This is a genomic window from Gammaproteobacteria bacterium, assembly GCA_013001575.1.
GTDB lineage: Bacteria > Pseudomonadota > Gammaproteobacteria > Steroidobacterales > JABDMI01 > JABDMI01.
This window is the reverse complement of record JABDMI010000116.1, coordinates 22408-41871: the sequence shown is the minus strand read 5'-3', so window position 1 is coordinate 41871 and position 19464 is coordinate 22408. Positions and strand designations below refer to the sequence as shown.

Annotated in this window: 9 protein-coding genes; 1 reads left to right on the top strand and 8 read right to left on the bottom strand. The window is 51.0% G+C overall.

Translation table 11 applies throughout. The features are described from left to right. The 8 genes from HKN88_09395 to uvrD form a co-directional block, all read right to left on the bottom strand. A partial coding sequence (locus HKN88_09395; protein NNC98270.1) for a tandem-95 repeat protein occupies positions 1-8696 on the bottom strand: 8696 nt, incomplete at its 3' end. A 612-nt stretch (positions 8697-9308) separates the two neighbouring features. Then, entirely contained in the window at positions 9309-9809 is a 501-nt protein-coding gene (locus HKN88_09390) for a TRAP transporter small permease subunit (GenBank protein ID NNC98269.1), read from the bottom strand. A gap of 57 nt (positions 9810-9866) precedes the next feature. Further along, complete coding sequence (locus tag HKN88_09385) at positions 9867-10586, bottom strand: TIGR00730 family Rossman fold protein (GenBank protein ID NNC98268.1); 720 nt, start codon at positions 10584-10586, stop codon at positions 9867-9869. Positions 10587-10664: 78 nt separating this feature from the next. Next, the gene (locus HKN88_09380; protein NNC98267.1) at positions 10665-12968 is read right to left on the bottom strand and encodes a M28 family peptidase; all 2304 of its coding nucleotides are present in this window, start codon (positions 12966-12968) and stop codon (positions 10665-10667) included. A 3-nt stretch (positions 12969-12971) separates the two neighbouring features. Next, the gene (queD, locus tag HKN88_09375) at positions 12972-13328 is read right to left on the bottom strand and encodes a 6-carboxytetrahydropterin synthase QueD (protein NNC98266.1); all 357 of its coding nucleotides are present in this window, start codon (positions 13326-13328) and stop codon (positions 12972-12974) included. Between the two features lie 74 nt (positions 13329-13402). Further along, positions 13403-14851, bottom strand: a complete 1449-nt coding sequence (locus HKN88_09370; GenBank protein NNC98265.1) for a potassium transporter — start codon at positions 14849-14851, stop codon at positions 13403-13405. A gap of 14 nt (positions 14852-14865) precedes the next feature. Then, a complete protein-coding gene (trkA, locus tag HKN88_09365) occupies positions 14866-16257 on the bottom strand; it encodes a Trk system potassium transporter TrkA (GenBank protein ID NNC98264.1) in 1392 nt (463 codons plus the stop codon). A 217-nt stretch (positions 16258-16474) separates the two neighbouring features. After that, complete coding sequence (uvrD, locus tag HKN88_09360) at positions 16475-18679, bottom strand: DNA helicase II (protein ID NNC98263.1); 2205 nt, start codon at positions 18677-18679, stop codon at positions 16475-16477. Positions 18680-18769: 90 nt separating this feature from the next. Here uvrD and HKN88_09355 point away from each other — a divergent pair, with 90 nt between their 5' ends. Continuing rightward, positions 18770-19456 (top strand): aquaporin, encoded by a 687-nt coding sequence (locus HKN88_09355; GenBank protein ID NNC98262.1) that lies wholly within the window; start codon positions 18770-18772, stop codon positions 19454-19456. The last annotated feature ends 8 nt before the right edge of the window (positions 19457-19464 follow it).

The following is a 19464-nucleotide window of genomic DNA, read 5'->3' as shown; positions in this document are numbered from 1 at the left end:
TCGTTCACGCCATTGACCGCAAAGGTCACTGTGGCTGTATCGGTGGCCCCAAAATCATCGGTAACCGTGAAGCTGGCCACAACCGAGGCCACATCGGTGGCCGATAAACCTTGATAGGCGTCCACTGAGGTATCCACAGTGATCAAGCCCGTTCCCGGATCATAACTGATGCCCGCGTCCGCCGCCGAGTACAAGGTCCCGTCGATTGTCACGTCATTTAAACTGAAAGAGGCGATCGTCAGCGTGCTGTCCACATCGGTCGCCACAGCGGCGATCGTGAGACCGAGATCATTGCCGTAGTTGTCTAAGCCAGTCGCTAGATCGATCGTCACCACGGCTTCGTCTTCAAACTGTGGCGCAGCCGTTAGGTCAACATCCACTGCCACCGGTGCGTCGTTCGCACCGGTAATGGTCACCGTCACCAACTGCGACGTACCGTCTTCGCTCAACACGCTGAAGCTGTCGGTGGTGGTCTCGCCTTCGGCTAAGGCATCCACTGTGGTGTTGCCGTTGTCCAGGGTGTAGGTCCACGTGCCGTCTGCATCAACTTCATAAGTGCCCAAGGTCGTGGCCGTAGGACCCGCCGCCTGGAACACATTATCCGCGCCGTCCACGTCGGTGTTGTTCAAGTCGCCCGTAGCGCTATCCACCAATGCGTCTTCTGCCACGTCACCCGCGTCATTACCGGTGATGATCGCAGCATCATTTACGCCGGTCACAGTAAACGTGACCGTGCCGGTATCGCTGGCCAAACCATCGGTCACGGTGTAGCTAACAACAACTTCAGCTGTCTCATTTTCAGCCAAGTATTGATACGCATCCGTTCCGGTATTAATGGTGATCTCACCCGTGGTCGGGTTATAACCAATGCCCGCGTCCGCGGCCGAGTACAGAGTCCCGGCAATGGTCACGCCGTTCAAACTGAAGGATTCCGAGGTCAGTGTGTTATCAACATCGGTTCCTAAATCGGCCAAGGTGATACCTAAAATATTGGCAACATTCAGATCAACTGTATAAGCGGCTTCATCTTCAGATTGCAGATCGGTATTTTCTAAATTAGCCGCTACCGGTCCATCATTAGTACCAATAATGGTGATTACGATGTCGTGATCGGTACCGTCGGCACTTTCGACCGTAATCGTATCGGTGGTGCTTTCACCCTCACCCAGTGACTGAATGGCCGCTTGGGTGTTGTCGGCAACATAAGTCCAGTTACCCAGCGCATCAATGGTCAATTCACCCAGAACTCCCTGAGTGACCACCGTTGTACTGAATGCAGCTTCGCCCGCATCCACATCCGTAACAGTCAAATTACCGCTAGTTTCAATGGTGTCAGGCGTCCCAGCGGTCACATCAACGTCTTCAGTGACAGTGCCGGTGTCTTCGCCTGCAATCACCGGCGCATCGTTGACCGGGTTTACCGTGACTGCAATCGTGCCGGTATCCACACCGCCATTACCATCACTGATGGTGTAAACAATCTCATCGGAACCGTTGAAGTCCGCATCCGGGGTGTAGGTAAGTACACCGCCGGACTCCGTCACTGTGCCATTGGAGGCAACCGCGCCGGTAATTGTCAGTGTGTCGCCATCAACATCCGTATCACCCGTTAATGGAGACACCATACCCGCAGTGTCTTCATCAACTGTGAGCGTTTCGGCGTCGTCTGTAACCGGTGCATCATTGACCGGACTGACCGATACAACAACACTACTCGCCACCGACGCTCCATTGCCATCGGTCACGTTGTAAGTGATCGTCACGTTACCAACAAAATTTTCTGCCGGTGTAAAGACCAGGTCACCATCAACCAATGCCACAGTACCGGATGACGCCGTCGGCGCAACCGTTATGTCTGTGTCAATACTCAAGGTATCGCCATCGGCATCCGTATCATTGGAAACCAACAAGGCCCCGCTAATCGTGACCGGCGTATCTTCCGCAGTACTCGCGGCATCGACCGTGACAACCGGCGCATCGTTCACGTTTTCAACCGTGACATCCAGAGTCACCGCATCCTGTGCACCAGCCCCGTCTTCAACCAGTAAGGTCAGTTGGTAACTGCCGACCTCGGCATCATCCAGGTCACGCGTCGTGGTTATCACGCCAGTGCCGGCATCAATTGCAAACAGGCCGGCTTCATTGCCCGCGATGATCGCGTAGCTGTGGGTGTCGCCGACATCCGCATCGGTGTGCGACAAGGTCGCAACTTCGGTACCCGTATCATCCAGCGCGTCGTTTTCAGTCAAGCTTGTGTTAGTCGGGGTCACGGTTGCAACCGGAGCGTCGTTGGTGCCCCCAACTGTCACCACAACACTGCTTGGGACATCGACGGTGCCATCATTGACGTTATAAGTAATGATGACGTCGCCCACAAAATTCGTGTCTGGGGTAAATACCAGATTGCCATCGACCAAGGCAACCGTACCCGCAGGCACTTCTGCAGTAGCAGCATTACCGTCGTCATCCCAGGTCGTTGTAACTAATGGTGCATTAATACTCAAGGCATCGCCATCGGCATCGGTATCGTTGGCCAATAACAAGGCCGCACTGATGGTGACCGCGGTATCTTCCGCGGTTGTTGCCGAATCGACTGCCACAATTGGCGCATCATTCACATTCGTGACCGTGACATCCAGAATAATTGCGTCCTGCGCGCCAGCCGCATCTTCGACCAGCAAGGTCAGCTGATAACTGCCAACCTCGGCATCGTCCAGGTCTCGTGTTGTGGTTATCTCGCCAGTGCCGGCATCAATTGTAAACAGACCCGCTTCATTGCCGCCGATGATCGCGTAGCTGTGAGTATCACCCGCATCCGGGTCTGTCTGCGACACTGTCGCGACAGCTGTGCCGGAGGCATCGACACCCTCAGTCAAGGCTGCGGCTGCCGTTACACTCGCCACTGGCGCGTCATTGATCGGATTGATCGTGACATTGACTGTGATGGTGTCGGTCAAGGCACCAGTGCCATTGTCCGTTACGGTGATGACAAAACTGTCGGTACCGTTGAAATCGTCATTCGGAGTGTAGGTGTAATTACCACTGGCATCTACCGCAGCGGTGCCATTTGCGGCTCCATCGCCAATCTCAATGGTATAAGTCAGCACATCAGCATCCACATCGGTGGCGTTAACCGTACCCGTCAGGACCTGATCCTCGGCTGTCGAAGCGGCAACCGCATCGGTTGCAAAAACCGGTGCGTCATTGACCGGGGTTACCGTGACCGCAACCGTCCCGGTATCCACACCGCCATTGCCATCACTGATGGTGTAGAAAATGACATCGGAACCGTTGTAATCGGCATCCGGGGTGTAATCCAGGGTGTTATCAGGGTTAATGGTCACGGTACCGTTGGAGGCACTAACCGAAGTGACCGACAGATCGGCGGGCAGGTTATCCACATCGGTATCGTTATCCAACACATCGATGTTGACCAGGGTGTCTTCGTTGGTGGTCACCATGTCAGCAACTGCAACCGGTCCGTCATTGGAGCCATAGATCGTGATGGTCACGTCTTGTTCTGTGCCGTCTTCACTCAATACCGTGAAGCTGTCGATGAGGGTATCACCGACATTCAATGCGTTAACGTCGGCATTGGCATTGCTCAGTGAGTATGTCCACGTGCCCTCTGCATCAACAGTGTACGTGCCATAAGCGTTGTCACCCGCGCCTGCACCAGCCTGGAACACCTGGTCGGTGCCATCGATGTCGGTGTTTTGCAGATCACCACTCACGACATTAATGGCAAAATCTTCCAGCACTAAACCACTGCTGGTGCCCGTGATCTCGGCGGCGTCATTGGTCCCAGTGATATTGACCACGATGTCGTAACTGGCCGTGCCGTCTTGCGATGTGACGGTTAATGTATCGGTTGCTGGGTCGCCCGCTGCCAATGCCTGAGTATCAGGATCGGCATTGTTCAAGGTGTAGGCCCACACTCCGGTTGCTGCATCAAAAGTAAAGTCACCGTAGGTGCCCGCCAAGGAAGCCGGCGCCTGGAATACAGCTTCACCATCATCGGCGTCTGTAATTATCAAAGTGCCACCAGCATCCGTATCGCCGGCTACTGGAGCGCCCACGGCATCAATACCGGCTTCTGTTGTCGCTGTATCTTCCATCAGGGAAGCCACAATGCTGGCTGAATCGTTGCTACCGGTGATGGTGATGGTGACCGTACTCGGTGTTCCGTCTGCACTAGCGACATCAAAAGTTTCACTAATGACATCCCCGTCATTCAATTCATCGAAAGCACTGTTGGCCGTAAAGGTCCATGCACCCAGTGCATCAATGTCAAATTCACCCAGTGTGCCTGTCGTGGTACTGGCCGTGAAAGCGTTGTCGGTATTATCCACATCGGAACTGGTTAAAACGCCATCAGCGGTTAAGGCCGCGTCGGTTTCAATCAGGTCAACCGAATCGGAGCTGACCACTGCTGCATCATTGGTCCCGGTAATATTAATAGTGACGCTGGTGGTGGTGCCATCGGCACTTTCCACACTGAAGGTGTCTGTGTACACAACACCATCTTCAAATTCATTGTGCGCCGTACTGGCCGCGTAAGTCCAGCTGCCATCGGCATCGATAGTAAAGGTGCCGTAATCACCCAATGTGCCGGTTTGCACCACAAACTCTTCCGGGCTGTCGGAGTCGCTAATGGTCAAAGTACCTGTGGTGCTGATATCAAGAGCTGAATCGGTTTCAGTCAGAGCAACCACATCGGCACTTAAGATGGCCGCATCATCGGTGCCGAGAATATTGATGGTGACACTGGTGGTGGTGCCGTCGGCACTTTGCACACTAAAGGTATCTGTGTAAGTAACGCCGTCAACAAATTCATCATGCGCGGAACTGGCGGTGTAAGTCCAGGCGCCGGTTGCGTCAATTGTAAATGTGCCGTAGTCTCCAACGCTACCAGCCTGCGCTACGAATACTGCTTCGCCAGCATCCACATCACTGATGGTCAAGGCTCCACTGGTACTGATATCAGCGGCAAGATCGGTTTCAACCAGATTTTCCACATCAGCACTCAGAATGGCGCCGTCATTACTGCCATTAATGGTGACAGTAATCACTTGTTCTGTGCCATCATCAGCGAACGCGCTGAAACTGTCAGTGACTACTTCGCCTGCGGTTAATGCTTCGGTGGCAGGGTTGGCATTATCCAGAGTAAAGCTCCAGTTGCCATCGGCGTCGACTGTGTATGTTCCGTATGTGGTCGCCCCGGAATCTGCCTGGAACAGGCCGTCCGGATCAGTGTTGTCCACATCGGTGTGATTGAGATCACCAAACACAGTATCCACCAGATCGCCTTCACCTACTTCACCTTCGACCACACCCGTAACGACGGCTGCATCATTGGTGCCGGTGAAAGTGATGGTGACCGTGACCGGATCCGAAGTGTTATTGGCCGTACCCGAATCATCGGTGGCAACAACATCGAAAGAAAGAGTGATGGTTTCACCCAGACCCAAGAAGTCCAGGTCTTCACTGGAGGTGTAGTCCCAGCTGTCCTGATCCACGCTGAAACCGGCAATGAGGTCGGCTTCCAGAGCCAGGTTCACGGGATCGATAGGATCGGCCGGGTCGAGCGCGCCGCTGTAGGCGATATCATCGTTGTAGGTTTGACTGACTGTAACGATGTCGGTCGCATCGATATCGTCAAAACTTAATGCGCCTGAATCGGACAATACGGCATTGTCATCACCTTCGTCCATCGCGCCATCCGTATCAAGAATGGTCAGGGTCGGTTGGTCATTGGTGCCGGTGATCACAACCGTAACGTCTTGCGTTGCAGTGTCATTGGCCGTTCCACTGTCGTCCATTACGGTGATGGTGTAGGTCGCGGTGACGGTCTCGCCATCAGCAATGTATTGGGTCAGAGCATTATCGAGACTGAAATCCCAGGCAATATCACCATCGTTGGTACCCGTCTGGGTAATTGTGACCGCGCTCGCCAAGGCGGCACTCAAATCGGCCGGAATCGGTTCTGCGCTGTCGGTGGCCTCTGCTGTAAGAGCAACCGATGAAGTAATTACATCGGTGTCATCAATTTCAGTGAATGTGACAGAGCCTGCGTCGGTCAGATTTGGCGTGGTGGCGTCTTCAATGACCGCACCCTCAACATCGACCACTTCAATGATCGGGGTGTCGTTGGTACCGGTAACGGTTACGCTTACGGTTTGCGTATCTGACAAGCCATTATTATCTGTGACGGTGACATCAAAAGTGACCGTGGCGGTCTCAGCATCCGCCAGATATTGGAAATCGGCACCTGGATCAAAGGTGTAGACACCAGTCGCCGCATCAATAGTTACGCTGCCTTCCAAAGGTTGCGTGGTAGTGAATTCATGAGTATCGATCAGATCGACATCGGTAAAAGTAGCCGTGCCATCAACTGTGGCACCGTCTTCAGTGGCGGCCAGATCAACAACTGAAATGACTGGCGCGTCATTGGTGCCAGTGATTGTGATTGTAATTACCTGCGAGTCAAATGTGCCGGGTACGTCAATATCAGAAAAATCATCGCCCACGAACACGGTAAAACTTTCAGTGGTGGTTTCGCCTTCTGCCAAATAGGCCGTGGCTTCGTTATCGACCACATAGGTCCAGTCAAAAGTGCCCGGTTCGGTGGTTGGGTCTTCACTGACTCCGGTCAAAACCATGATGCCACCCAGGGTATTGCCCGCGTCGGGCTCGACCTCGGTACCATGCGTATCCGTGAAATCGAGATCGGTAAAGGTAATTGTGCCGCTGGTTGTCAGGGAGTCGAGACCTTCCGCACCATCAACCAAAACTCCATCAACACTGAAATTGTCCACCAGCAATTGCGAATCTACGGCATCGTCGCCTTCATTCACCACCCCGATGCCAAACACATAGGTGCCGTCGGCCGGTGCTGTAAAGGAATAAGTGGTCCATTCATTCGTATCCACATCCGAGCTACGCTCCAGATACGAAACATCTCCGTTGACCGAGACAAAAGCAAAATCATTGATATCAGTGGTTACGGGCACGTCGCCTTCAGCGTCCTGGAAATTCCAGTCAAACGTGACCACTTGACCGGCGGTCAGGGTCACGGCCGTAGTTATGCCTGAGCCATCAACCACATCTTGACCGGCATGGACATCCAGAGTACCCGGTGCAAGACCCAGTTCGGCCTCGATCTCGGCATCGGTAGCGCCCTGGGCATTCAACAATGCCATCGAGCTGCCCTCGGTAGGCAAAATGCCATTCAATTCATTCACGCCGATTACTTCACCAACTGCGGTGAACGCCGAACTTGATGCAGCGTCGGCCAACGGGACCTGGGTGACATCGCCACTCAAGTCGGATTCGGCTTCAACAATGACCGGAACATCATTGGTACCGGTAACGGTTACCGTAACGGTTTGCGTATCTGACAAGCCATTATTGTCTGTTACGGTGACGTCAAAACTGACCGTGGTGGTCTCGCCATCGGCGAGGTATTGGAAATCTTCGCCCGGGTCAAAAGTGTACACACCGGTCGCGGCATCAATACTGACGCTGCCTTCAGTTGGTTGAGTGGTAGTGAATACATGGGTATCACTGATGTCCACATCACTAGCCGTCGACGCTCCATCGACTGGCGCCCCGTCTTCGGTGGCAGCAATATCAACCACAGCTAAGATTGGCGCATCATTTTGACCAGTAATGGTAATGGTAGCCGAGGTGCTGACCGTTCCACCATTGCCATCCTCAACGTCGTAGGTGTAGACCAATACGACTGTTTCGCCCTCGGCGAGATAATCGTAGGTGGTCATATCCACCGTTAAGGTGCTGCCAGAAATGCTTACACCGCTGGCGTCGTTGCCACTGGTCTCAACCACATTGGCAATGCTCAGTGTGTCGCCATCCTGGTCACTGGCGTTTTGTAATAAGTCAACGCTCAGACCGGCATTTTCACTTGTTTCGTCTTCTATAGCTGCACTGACAACCGGGGCATCATTTTGATCCGTCACCGTGATAGACACGCCCTGGGAAACGCTCAGGCTGCCATCCGATGCAGTGACATTCACGTCATACACGTTGTCCCCATCGGAGTCGCCCGGATTTTCAAAATCGGGTGGATTGATGAAACTCACAACCCCGGTTGAGGAATTGATGGTGAATAAACTCGCATCTGTCCCAGTCAGGCCATAGGTGATGGAATTGCCATCGGGATCGGTGGCGTTGGCATCGTAGGCCGTGGTTGTATTTTCAGCCGCATTACTCGAATTGGCAGAAGTGAAAGATGGGGCATTATTTACGGGAGGCGCCGGAGCTGGAGCGGGTGCTGATGAACCACCGCCACCACCGCCAGCTGCTGCTGCAAGTAACAATACACCACCACCGACCAACAGAAGAGTGCTTCCACCGCCACCACCGCCGGCTGCGGCAACCACAACTGCGGCTGCATCTTCGATGGATAAACCCAGATTGGCCAGCGCATCGGAAGTCAGATAATAACTTCCGTCATAAATAAAATACTCGCCAGACAAGACCGTAACAGTTTCACCACTTTCCATGGTCAAGATCAGATTGCCAAACTCATCTACGCTAGTTGAATTAACCCCGTCGATCACATCGACGCCGACGCCGTCAGAAGCATCCAATTGCTCCTGGGCCCGCAGTGGATTACTCAAGCTGAAAGCGCCTAAAAGTAGTACCAGATTTGCTGTTAGTCTTGTTGGTTTCATAATCTTAATCCGTTTTGAAATGTTTATCGTTTATGTAGTGAAATTGCGCTTGTATTTAATTAAATAAATACCCGCTGACCAGCCACTCAGTGAGTCTGACCAAGCATGTATTAGTGTTTGAAATTTACTCTTTGATAACGCCTATGCCGACTTGTGTGTCGACTTTGTTGTTCAATTATGCACCTGCATTACCCTAGTTGTTTTTAATTAAATTCGCCTGAGTGTAGCACAGTTAAAAACTGCAACAAAATGCAGGTTTTATAGGCAATAGACACTGTTTGAAGAGATATTTTCCTGATTTTGGCCATTTCGTGCCAAAAATGAAACAAACTGGGTTGCTTTTGATTTCATCCATACTGAGATTGCTTGAATAACATACAAAAAAATAGCCTTATAATTTTTTTTTAAGAATAAAATTAATGGTTTAGGACTGTTTTGGAACAATCTGCCAATAATTTTGCGTGACATTCTGTAATCTGAATTTAGAGAAACTTGTTAACTAATTGAAACAGTTGGTAAATGCCATTTTGATTAAGAATCCTTTGTGAAATGCCTGTTCTGAGTTGAAGTCCTTCATTCTTTACCCAATGCAGTTGTGCATACATTTGAGTCTTATGACCGCTGTTTAACCTCGATGAAATTAGCCAGAGATCTCAAGAATCCCAGCAAGCCAAGCAAGATCGCCGTCAGCGGGATCACCGCTTTAAGCAGATACAAGGCCGGCAAGCCGCCCGATTGCCAGGAAGTTTCCCGGATTCGCCAGGATTCCGACACATAGTCCCAACTGCTCCAGGCAATGAAAGCGCACAGTGGCAATAACAGAACGATCGCACCGACCAGGTCGACATACGCTTTGGTACGCGGGCTGCATCGGGTATAGAAAATATCCACTCGCACATGCTCGTCGGCATTCAAGGTATAGGCAGCCGCCAGCATAAAGACCAGGGCATGCATCCAGGTCACACTTTCCTGTAACCATATCCAGCCGAGGTCAAAGAATTTGCGTAACACCACAATTGCAAAGGTGACCAACACCATAAACAAGGTCAACCAGGAAACGGTACGCCCTAAGCAGTCACAAAGCGTGGATATTTGTTTAGCCAGTTTTTGCATGTACGAATTTGATATTCATCTCTTTGGTGGATTCATGGTTTATTGCTGCTTTAGACGTTATAAATTCAACATTACCTGCTGTTCTTCCGGCGAAGGCTCAAAGCTGCGATCATGATAAAAGTCGAATATTATCTGTTTCACTTCTTCCGGGGTATCCACCAGACTGAACAGGTCCATGTCTTCGGGTGAGATCGTGCCATTGGCGATCAGTGTGTTCTTGAACCACTCCACAAGACCGCTCCAAAATCCGGATCCGACCAGGACCACCGGAATCCTGCGTGACTTTCCGGTTTGAATAAGCGTCAGAATTTCCATAACCTCATCCAGGGTGCCAAATCCACCCGGCATCACCACATAGGCCGAAGCGTATTTGACGAACATCACCTTGCGTGAAAAAAAATGCCTGAAGTTCATGGCTATGTCTTGATACTCATTGGCGTTTTGTTCATGCGGGAGCTGGATATTCAAGCCCACACTCAAGGATTTACCTTCAAAACCGCCCTTACTCCCGGCTTCCATGAGTCCGGGGCCACCACCGGTGACGATTGAGAAACCTGCGTTGGACAGCACATGGGCAATTTCTTCCGTGAGTTTGTAAAACTCGTGTTCGGGCTCGGTGCGGGCCGACCCGAAAATACTCACCGAAGGCTTTATGCAGGATAGCTGTTCGAAACCCTCAACAAACTCGGCCATGATCTGAAAAATCTTCCACGACTCACGGGTTAACATGGAATGGTCGATCGGACTACGCGGTGGGCTTGGCAATTTTTTTGCCATGGGTGACTCCTTGTTATCTACACATTGTGGTCACTGACAAGTTTCCAGACATCAGTGTGAATTTATTTTGAATTGTAACTAGAATTTACTGCTATGGGTAATTATGGCGCTGTCGGAATAACTCCAGGCCAGCGGCGCGATATTTTCCGCACGCTGCGGCACACTTAATCCTTGCGGCCAACCGCCCTGGTATTCGCTCATGTGTAATGTCAGGTCGCCATCACTTACGAGTTCAACCACCAGGTCAAATTTTTCATTACCCAAACCAAAGTAGGTGATCGGCAACTCAATAGTCGCTTGAGAATCTTCGGTTGATGCAAAGGGTCGCAGATCAAATGATTTTCCATCGATGGTCAAGCCACTGAACATGGCATCGGCCGACAACACCAGACGCCCCATTTCAGTATGCGTTTGACCTTGTATCTCTATTTCAAAACGCATTCGCTCACCAAGCCGTATACGTTTTTTTAGACTCACTTTGGCATGCTTTATATCAACGCTTGGGGCTGATGACAATTTGAGGTTTGAAGCGCCAAACGGCATTAAAACAGTTTTTTTCCGGGTATTGTCTGCCGGGAAGAATTCGCGTGTCCAGGCATCCTGGTGATCACCTCGACTGGCCCAATAACTCTGGTTATTTTCAGCATCATGATAATAAAAAACTTCGGTCGGACGGGGTTTGCGTGGTGTGTATTCTGCTGTGAATGCGCCATACAAAGCTATACCCAACACCGCAGCGCCAAAAGGATAGATCACTTTTCTAGGGATTCTTAATAGAATGCACATGAGCTGTACAATGATGAGTAAAACCAGCGGCGAGAAAAATGCGGGGTCCAGCAATCCAACACCCAAATACACCATGTAAAGAAGGTGTGCCCATAAATACACGCAAAACAGACTGGCGATCGCCATTGGCCAAAAAGTGTATTTCGTACGCCACACCATGAGTTGCCCGATCAGGATAAACAACAAGGCCCAACTGAAAATGTAGTTGGCATTGGGGATGGAGAACACAACGATCGCACTACAGATACTCAATATTACCCAGGCTGCGGCCACCAGATTCTTGTGTGAGACCCAACGATTCGCGAATTTACAAAACGCGGCCGTTAAGGCGACCAGAAATAATCCATAACTTAATAACAGGTAATGATATTTATAAGTCAGGTTTTTCGGGCGCTCACTACTCTGAAAACTGTCAAAGGCAAATTTGGTAATCACATTGATCACAATGATCACTACCAGGATAGACAACACTCCCGCCAGAATTCCCTTAGGGTTGACATGCTTGAGGCGCACACCGGTACACAAGGTGTACAAGGCAAACAGTAATACCAATACAGCAAACGCTATTGCAGTATTACTGGAATATTGCACCAATAGACCAGGCAGAACATTAAAATACGTGGCGTCACTTTGAGAGGTTTGCCAGTTATCAAGGTTGGCAAAATGTTGCACCAGAGAGGTAGCCAATACACCATGGTGTTGCAAGGAACCAATACTTAGATTCTCGATAGTATCTGCTGGCGAGTGATAATCAAATGCATTGTCTACAAAGGCAAAATTAAGGATCTGATAGCCCCGGTCTTTAATAATACTGACATCTGTATCATTGGGCATGCGCTTGTAGACTTCGTAACTGATCGAACTGGCGGATGGTGATTTGGCGGCTTTTCTGAATTCCCTGATCAGCCAGGCATTTCCAGGGCTGGTCTCAAACATTTGCGAGCCACCCGCTGATCCCCGGGCCTCAAAATTCAAAACCAATCCGATCTCTTGCGCCCAGGGATGTTCGCGAAAAAACCCTTGTGCTCCGAGCAAGCCGACCTCTTCGGCGTCGGTGATGACCACAATCACATCACGCAGCAACTGTGGTCCGTTACGCAAGACCCGGAGAGTTTCCAAAATGGCGGCAACACCCGACCCGGCATCACCAGCACCCGCAGCCGTTGGTACAGAATCGTAATGACTCATTAGGGTTACCGCGGGATAATCGGGATTTTTACCCGGCAAGCGTGCCACGATATTTTTAACTTTTGCGATACGCGGGGTTCGTTTGGAGTATCGCGGATAATCGTAGATCACCGAGGTTGCTTGCAACTGGGTTTGCAAACCCAGCAATTGCAATTCTTTACTGATGTACGCCTGGACCTTGGCGTGTTCTTGCGAACCAACCATATGCGGGCGTACCGCAATATGATTCAAATATTCACTGGCACGTTCAGCGGAAAACTGGTCAGCGGGGGCATTGGTCAGAACAACCGGTGGCGGGGTAATTTGCTGCATGCCCAGGAAAAGGGCCAGAGCAAATAACAACACACAAGTCAGTAACGGGAAATACTCCAGATTTGGAGACTGATGTGAAGTGTTAGCTGGTTGCATACCTTAATTACCTGTATACACACACCCGGAATTGCAAGTTTCCTTAACCACAACTTTACTCAGTGACGGAAGCTTGACTTGCAACTGTTGCCATATCCACTTGGCCAGATTCTCGCTGGTCGGATTTTCCAGGCCGTCAATTTCATTCAGGTAGTTGTGATCGAGTTGCTGGTACAAGGGGTCGAAGCTTGCCTTGAGTTCGGCAAAGTCCATAACCCAGCCACTGTTCTCGCCAACCGGACCACTGACGTGAATTTCGACGATAAAGGAGTGCCCGTGCAAACGTCGGCATTTATGCCCTTCGGGCACATTGGGCAAATGATGGGCGGCTTCAATTTGAAAGACTTTAAATATTTCCATTCGGGCATTCTATCAGTGATGTAAAAATACGGAATTAATGAAACTGTTTGGCAACTTTATGCCAGCGCAAGGACTTAATATTCCCAAAACGCCGTGGTGAATAAAACCAGCAATGTGAAAATTTCCAGGCGCCCCAGAAGCATGGCAAAAATACTGATCCACTTTGCTGTGTCATTAACGCTTACAAAATTACCAGCGACCTCACCTAAGCCCGGTCCTAAATTGTTTAAACTCGCAGCCACTGCCGAAAAGGCGGTCACCTGATCCAGGCCGGTGGCCATCATGAGTAGCATCATGACCCCGAACACCACAATATACACGGAGAAAAATCCCCACACGGCGTCGATCACTCGTGGTGAAACGGCGCGGTTGGCCAGCTTGACCGGGATCTCGGCGCTGGGGTGTACCAGCCGGACCACTTCCCGCATGCCTTGCTTGAATACCAGCAACCAGCGGATAACTTTCATGCCGCCGGCGGTTGAACCCGCACAGCCTCCAATAAAGCTCAGCAAGATCAAGAGTAAAGGCAAGGCGCCCGGCCACAGTGAATAGTTGGCAGTGGTGAAACCTGTGGTTGTCGCGATCGAGACCACTTGAAAAATAGCCGCGTGCGTTGCCTGCGATGCGTCATCAATATGATCGGAGATCTCAAGACTCAAGGCAACGATCACCACGCCTATAAAAATTATAAATAAATAGGTTCTGAATTCAGCGTCGCGAAAATAATGCTTGATACGCCAACGTCGATAGGCGGTGAAATGTAAGGCGAAATTCATTCCCGCGATCAACATAAAAATAATCGCAACGGTGTCGATCAGGGGACTATTAAAATGCCCGATACTGGCATCGTGAGTTGAAAACCCCCCGATAGCGATCGTACTAAAACTATGACACAAGGCATCGAACCAGGTCATGCCGGCAAAAAAGTAAGCCAACATACATAACACAGTCAAACCCAGATAGATGTACCACAAGGCTTTGGCCGTTTCGGTGATGCGTGGCGTGAGTTTGGAATCTTTTACCGGTCCGGGCGTTTCAGCGCGATACAACTGCATACCACCCACACCTAACATGGGCAGGATGGCGAGTGCCAAAACAATAATGCCCATGCCGCCTAGCCATTGCAGCTGGTGGCGATAATACAAGACTGAACGCGGCATTTCGTCCAGGCCCACCAGAATGGTTGCACCGGTTGTGGTAAGACCGGAAACGGCTTCAAAAAACGCGTCGGTCAAACTTAGCTGGAGATCCGAGAATAAAAACGGCAAGGCCCCGGCTAATCCAATCACCACCCAGAACGTGGAGACCACCAAAAACCCGTCGCGTAAACGCAATTCCGCCCGTAAATGTCGCAAGGGATACCAGAGAATCGCACCAAGCACCAGATAGACCAACAGCGCATTAAAAAATGCCGCGACCTGGCCGTCGTCATAAAAGATCGAAAATACGATTGGTGGCAGCATGGTGGCACTGAAGATCATCAGCAAAACACCGAGAATCCGAATGACCAATTTAAAATTCATGTGATGACTTGATCTTAGCTATTACTGAAATTGACCGAAACCTGAAATAGATCTTCAACCGCCGGGATCTTGGTGCGATCGGTCAGGAATAAGATAACGTGGTCATCGCGTTCGACCACAACATCGTGATGCGCAATGATCACTTCTTCATCGCGTACAATAGCAGCAATGGTTGAACCCTTGGGCAAGTCGATGTCCTCAAGGGCGCGTCCGACCACTTGTGAGGTTTCTTTGTCACCATGCGCGATCGCTTCCAGAGCCTCCGCCGCGCCGCGCCGTAAGGTATGCACTTTAACCACGTCACCACGCCGCACATGCGAGAGCAAGGCGCCACTGGTTATTTGCTGGGGTGAAACCGCTACATCAATAACCCCGCCGCTTTCCACCACCTCGCCGTAACTTGGTCGATTGATCAGCGCGATGGCTTTTTTTACGCCCAGACGTTTGGCCACCATGGCGGATAAAATGTTCGCTTCTTCGGAATTGGTGACCGATACGAAGACATCGGTGTTTTCGATATTCTCTTCCAGTAAAAGATTTTGATCAGCGGCATCACCAGTGAGCACAATGGTTTTGCGTAACTTTTCCGAGATACGTCGTGCGCGGTCACGATCGCGTTCAATCAGCTTGACCTTGTTGGTGCGCTCCAGAACTTTAGCCAGTTGATATCCAATGTTGCCGCCGCCGGCGATCAGGACCCGTCGCACCGGAGTTTCCAGTTTGCGCATCTCGCTCATCACCATGCGAATATCATTGCGCTCGGCAATAAAGAACACATTATCGCCTTCCTGTATCACGGTATCCCCGTCCGGCATCACACTCAGGCCGTCACGGTAAATCGCCGCGACACGTGCGTCGGTATTTGGCATGTGTTCCGCCAAAGCACGTAATTCCTGACCCACCAACAATCCGCCTTCATGCGCGGTTACCCCGACCAGGCGAACTTTGCCATCGGCAAACTCCAGGACCTGCAAGGCACCCGGAAAATGGATCAAACGTTCAATGTGTTCGGTCACCAGTTGTTCGGGCGAGATGATGACGTCAACCGGCAAGGCATCCTGACTGAATATGCGTGACACCGACGGATGGGTATAAGCGGATTCACGCACCCGGGCAATTTTGGTTTTGGTATGAAACAAGGTATATGCCACCTGACAGGCGACCATATTGGTTTCGTCAGAATTGGTTAAGGCGATCATGATGTCGGCATCATTACAACCGGCTTGTTCGAGCACGCGCGGGTGCGAGGCGAAGCCTTCAACGGTGCGAATATCAAGACGGTCACTGAGTTCTTTTAATACTTCTGCATCGGTGTCGACTACTGTGATCTCGTTTTGTTCTTCCTGCGCGAGATTATAGGCCGCAGTTGAGCCCACTTGTCCGGCACCTAGTATTAGTATTTTCATAGGGAGATATGCGTCGCGAGATCTGACAAATTCTTATGCTTATTACTTATGCGTTATTGCTTGTTGCGAATCCGAATATTATTTTTTTGCTGCACGTCAAGATAAGCACATTACGCCTAATAATGCGGGCTTGCAAGGATTTACCGGCAATTTCCGCTAATTAAATGTCTTGCAAAATAGGCAAAAAAATGGTGCGCATACGTGGAAATCGGAATACTTACACAACTTGCAAATTGGCATAGGCCAAGACCAGCCATTTCGCGCCCACGTCTTGAAAATTCACCTGCACCCTGGCATGACTGCCCTGACCTTCGTAATTCATGACCACGCCGGGGCCAAATTTCTTATGCATGACCGATTGACCCAGTTTTAATCCTGACGGTGCCGGTTCTCTGATGCGTAAGCCTGCCCGTGCTGCTGGCATGACCGGGCGCGCCACCGACACTTTAGGACGAATATCATTCACCAGTTCTTTGGGGATTTCCGCCAAAAAGCGCGAGGCTTGACCGTAGCTGTCGTGGCCGTACAAACGGCGCCGTTCGGCGTGTAGCAGATACAAATGCTCCATAGCCCGGGTCATGCCCACGTAACACAGGCGACGCTCTTCCTCGAGCCCGGCGGCATCATTGATCGAGCGCTGGTGCGGAAAAAGCCCATCTTCCATGCCACATAAAAACACCAATGGAAATTCCAGCCCTTTGGCGGAATGCAAGGTCATCAGTTGCACACAGTCTTCCCAGGCATCGGCCTGGCCCTCGCCGGCTTCCAGGGCGGCGTGCGCCAAAAACGACACCAATGGCGACATTTCTTCAGAAAATTCATCCTCGTCATTTTGCAAAGCGTGCGCCATGTCGTCAGGATCAAAACCACTGGCCGCCGAGATCAGTTCATCCAGGTTTTCCAGACGCGCTTCACCGCGTTCGCCTTTTTCTTTTTTGTAATGTTCGATAATGCCGCTGGTGTGCACCACGTGTTCAACCTGTTCACCCAGATCGAGATCTTCGATGGCTTTGCTCATGTGATCGAGCATGATCAGGAAAGCGTTCAAAGCATTGGCAGAACGCCGTGGAAAGTCCATTTCATCCGACACACAGGCACCGGCAGCACGCCACATTGAACAGGCGTTGGCCCGGGCGTAAGCGCGGATCTGTTCGACCGAACGCGCACCAATTCCGCGGGTCGGAGTATTGACCACGCGTTCAAAGGCCGCATCATCGTGCGGGTTAGAACACAAACGCAAATACGCCAAGGCGTCTTTGATCTCGGCGCGTTCGAAAAAGCGCAAGCCCCCGTAAACACGATACGGAATGCCCGCCTGTATGAGCATTTCTTCAAACACCCGCGATTGCGCATTCGAGCGATACAGGATGGCGCAATCTTTGCGTAAGTTGCCTTCGTTCTGCCATTGGCGAATGCAGTTAATCACAAACTCCGCTTCTTCACGTTCATTGTAGGCAGAATACAGCTGGATCAAGTCGCCATCGTGGCCATCGGTCCAGAGTTCTTTGCCGAGGCGATCGGTGTTGTTGTCAATAACCGCATTGGCGGCTTTCAGGATGTTACCGGTGGAACGATAATTTTGTTCCAGACGTATGGTTTGCAAAGCCGGATAGTGCTGTGCAAGGCGCTGCAAATGTTCAACCTTGGCACCGCGCCAACGATAAATCGACTGATCGTCATCGCCGACCACAAATGGTATGCCCTTGTCACCGATCAATAGTCGCAACCAGGCGTATTGGATGGTGTTGGTGTCTTGAAACTCATCGACCAGCACATGGGCAAAACGTCGCTGGTAATGGGCCAGCAAATGTGGATTGTTTAACCAAAGTTCATGCGCACGTAATAATAATTCGGCAAAGTCGATCAACCCGGTGCGTGCGCACATGGCTTCATAGGCGGTGTAAATACGGATCCGGATAGACTCCAGTTCATTCTCGCCCGCCTGACAATGCTGCGGTCGTATACCCTCTTCTTTTTTCTTGTTCACCCACCAGCACATCTCGCGCGGTGGCCAGGCGCCTTCGTCGAGATCCATTTCACGCAAGACCCGTTTCATCATGCGCTTTTGATCATCAGCGTCCATGATCTGGAAAGACTGCAGCAATTCCGCTTCGCGCCAATGCCGACGTAATAAGCGATGTGCCAAGCCGTGAAAAGTGCCTATCCAGAGCGGTGCGGCAGGCACTTGCAACATGCCCTCAACCCGTCCGCGCATTTCGGCCGCCGCTTTGTTGGTAAAGGTCACGGCCAGAATGTTATGCAGATTCACGCCCTCAACCTGCACCAACCAGGCGATACGATGCACCAAGACCCGGGTTTTGCCACTGCCCGCCCCTGCCAATACCAACATAGGCTGGTCTGCGGCCGTTACCGCCTGGCGTTGTGCATCATTAAGGTCGTCGAGAATTGCTGAAACATCCATTCGGCTATTGTACTGGATGCAATAAAACTTTCTGTCTGCTTACCGTACAATATAGCCTGCCTGAAAAAACACTTTTGGACACCAAAAAACATGCAAGCACCACTCAGTGATCGTCTATTTTCCGAATTTATCGGAACCTTTGCCCTGGTCTTTTGTGGTGTTGGCGCAATTGTTGCCGACCAGCTTTTTGGCGGTCTGGGCAATATGGGGATTGCCCTGGTCTTTGGTTTGGTGGTCATGGTTATGATCTATGCCGTAGGCGATATCTCGGGTGCACATTTTAATCCTGCGGTGAGTTTCGGGTTTTTTCTATCGCGGCGTTTTCCGGCAAAAGAATTTGTAATTTACAGCGTGGTTCAGATCACAGCATCAGTATTTGCTGTTGTTTTATTACGCTTCCTGTTAAGCGATTTTGCAGCCAACGATATTAACTTTGGTGTAACCCGGTCTTCGATTGGAGTTTGGCAAGGGTGTGTACTCGAAATCATCATTACCTTCTTTTTGATGTTCGTGATCTTGCGAGTAGCAACTGGGGCAAAAGAAACGGGCATGATGGCGGGTCTGGCCATAGGTGCAACAGTAGCCTTGGCCGCAGCCTTTGCCGGACCACTCACTAATGCAAGCATGAACCCGGCACGCAGTATAGGACCGGCATTGGTCGCTCTGGATTGGTCACAACTCTGGCTTTATTCCATTGCGCCAATGATCGGCGCGGCACTGGCGGTATACAGTTGTAAATGGACCGCCTTTGATGGTTGCTGTGAAGCCACTGTGTAAACACAATT

Excerpts from the sequence above, each read along its gene's own strand:
- HKN88_09390 (NNC98269.1), bottom strand. The coding sequence starts at position 9,809 with ATGCAAAAACTGGCTAAACAAATATCCACGCTTTGTGACTGCTTAGGG.
- HKN88_09385 (NNC98268.1), bottom strand. The coding sequence starts at position 10,586 with ATGGCAAAAAAATTGCCAAGCCCACCGCGTAGTCCGATCGACCATTCC.
- HKN88_09380 (NNC98267.1), bottom strand. The coding sequence starts at position 12,968 with ATGCAACCAGCTAACACTTCACATCAGTCTCCAAATCTGGAGTATTTC.
- queD (NNC98266.1), bottom strand. The coding sequence starts at position 13,328 with ATGGAAATATTTAAAGTCTTTCAAATTGAAGCCGCCCATCATTTGCCC.
- HKN88_09370 (NNC98265.1), bottom strand. The coding sequence starts at position 14,851 with ATGAATTTTAAATTGGTCATTCGGATTCTCGGTGTTTTGCTGATGATC.
- trkA (NNC98264.1), bottom strand. The coding sequence starts at position 16,257 with ATGAAAATACTAATACTAGGTGCCGGACAAGTGGGCTCAACTGCGGCC.
- uvrD (NNC98263.1), bottom strand. The coding sequence starts at position 18,679 with ATGGATGTTTCAGCAATTCTCGACGACCTTAATGATGCACAACGCCAG.
- HKN88_09355 (NNC98262.1), top strand. The coding sequence starts at position 18,770 with ATGCAAGCACCACTCAGTGATCGTCTATTTTCCGAATTTATCGGAACC.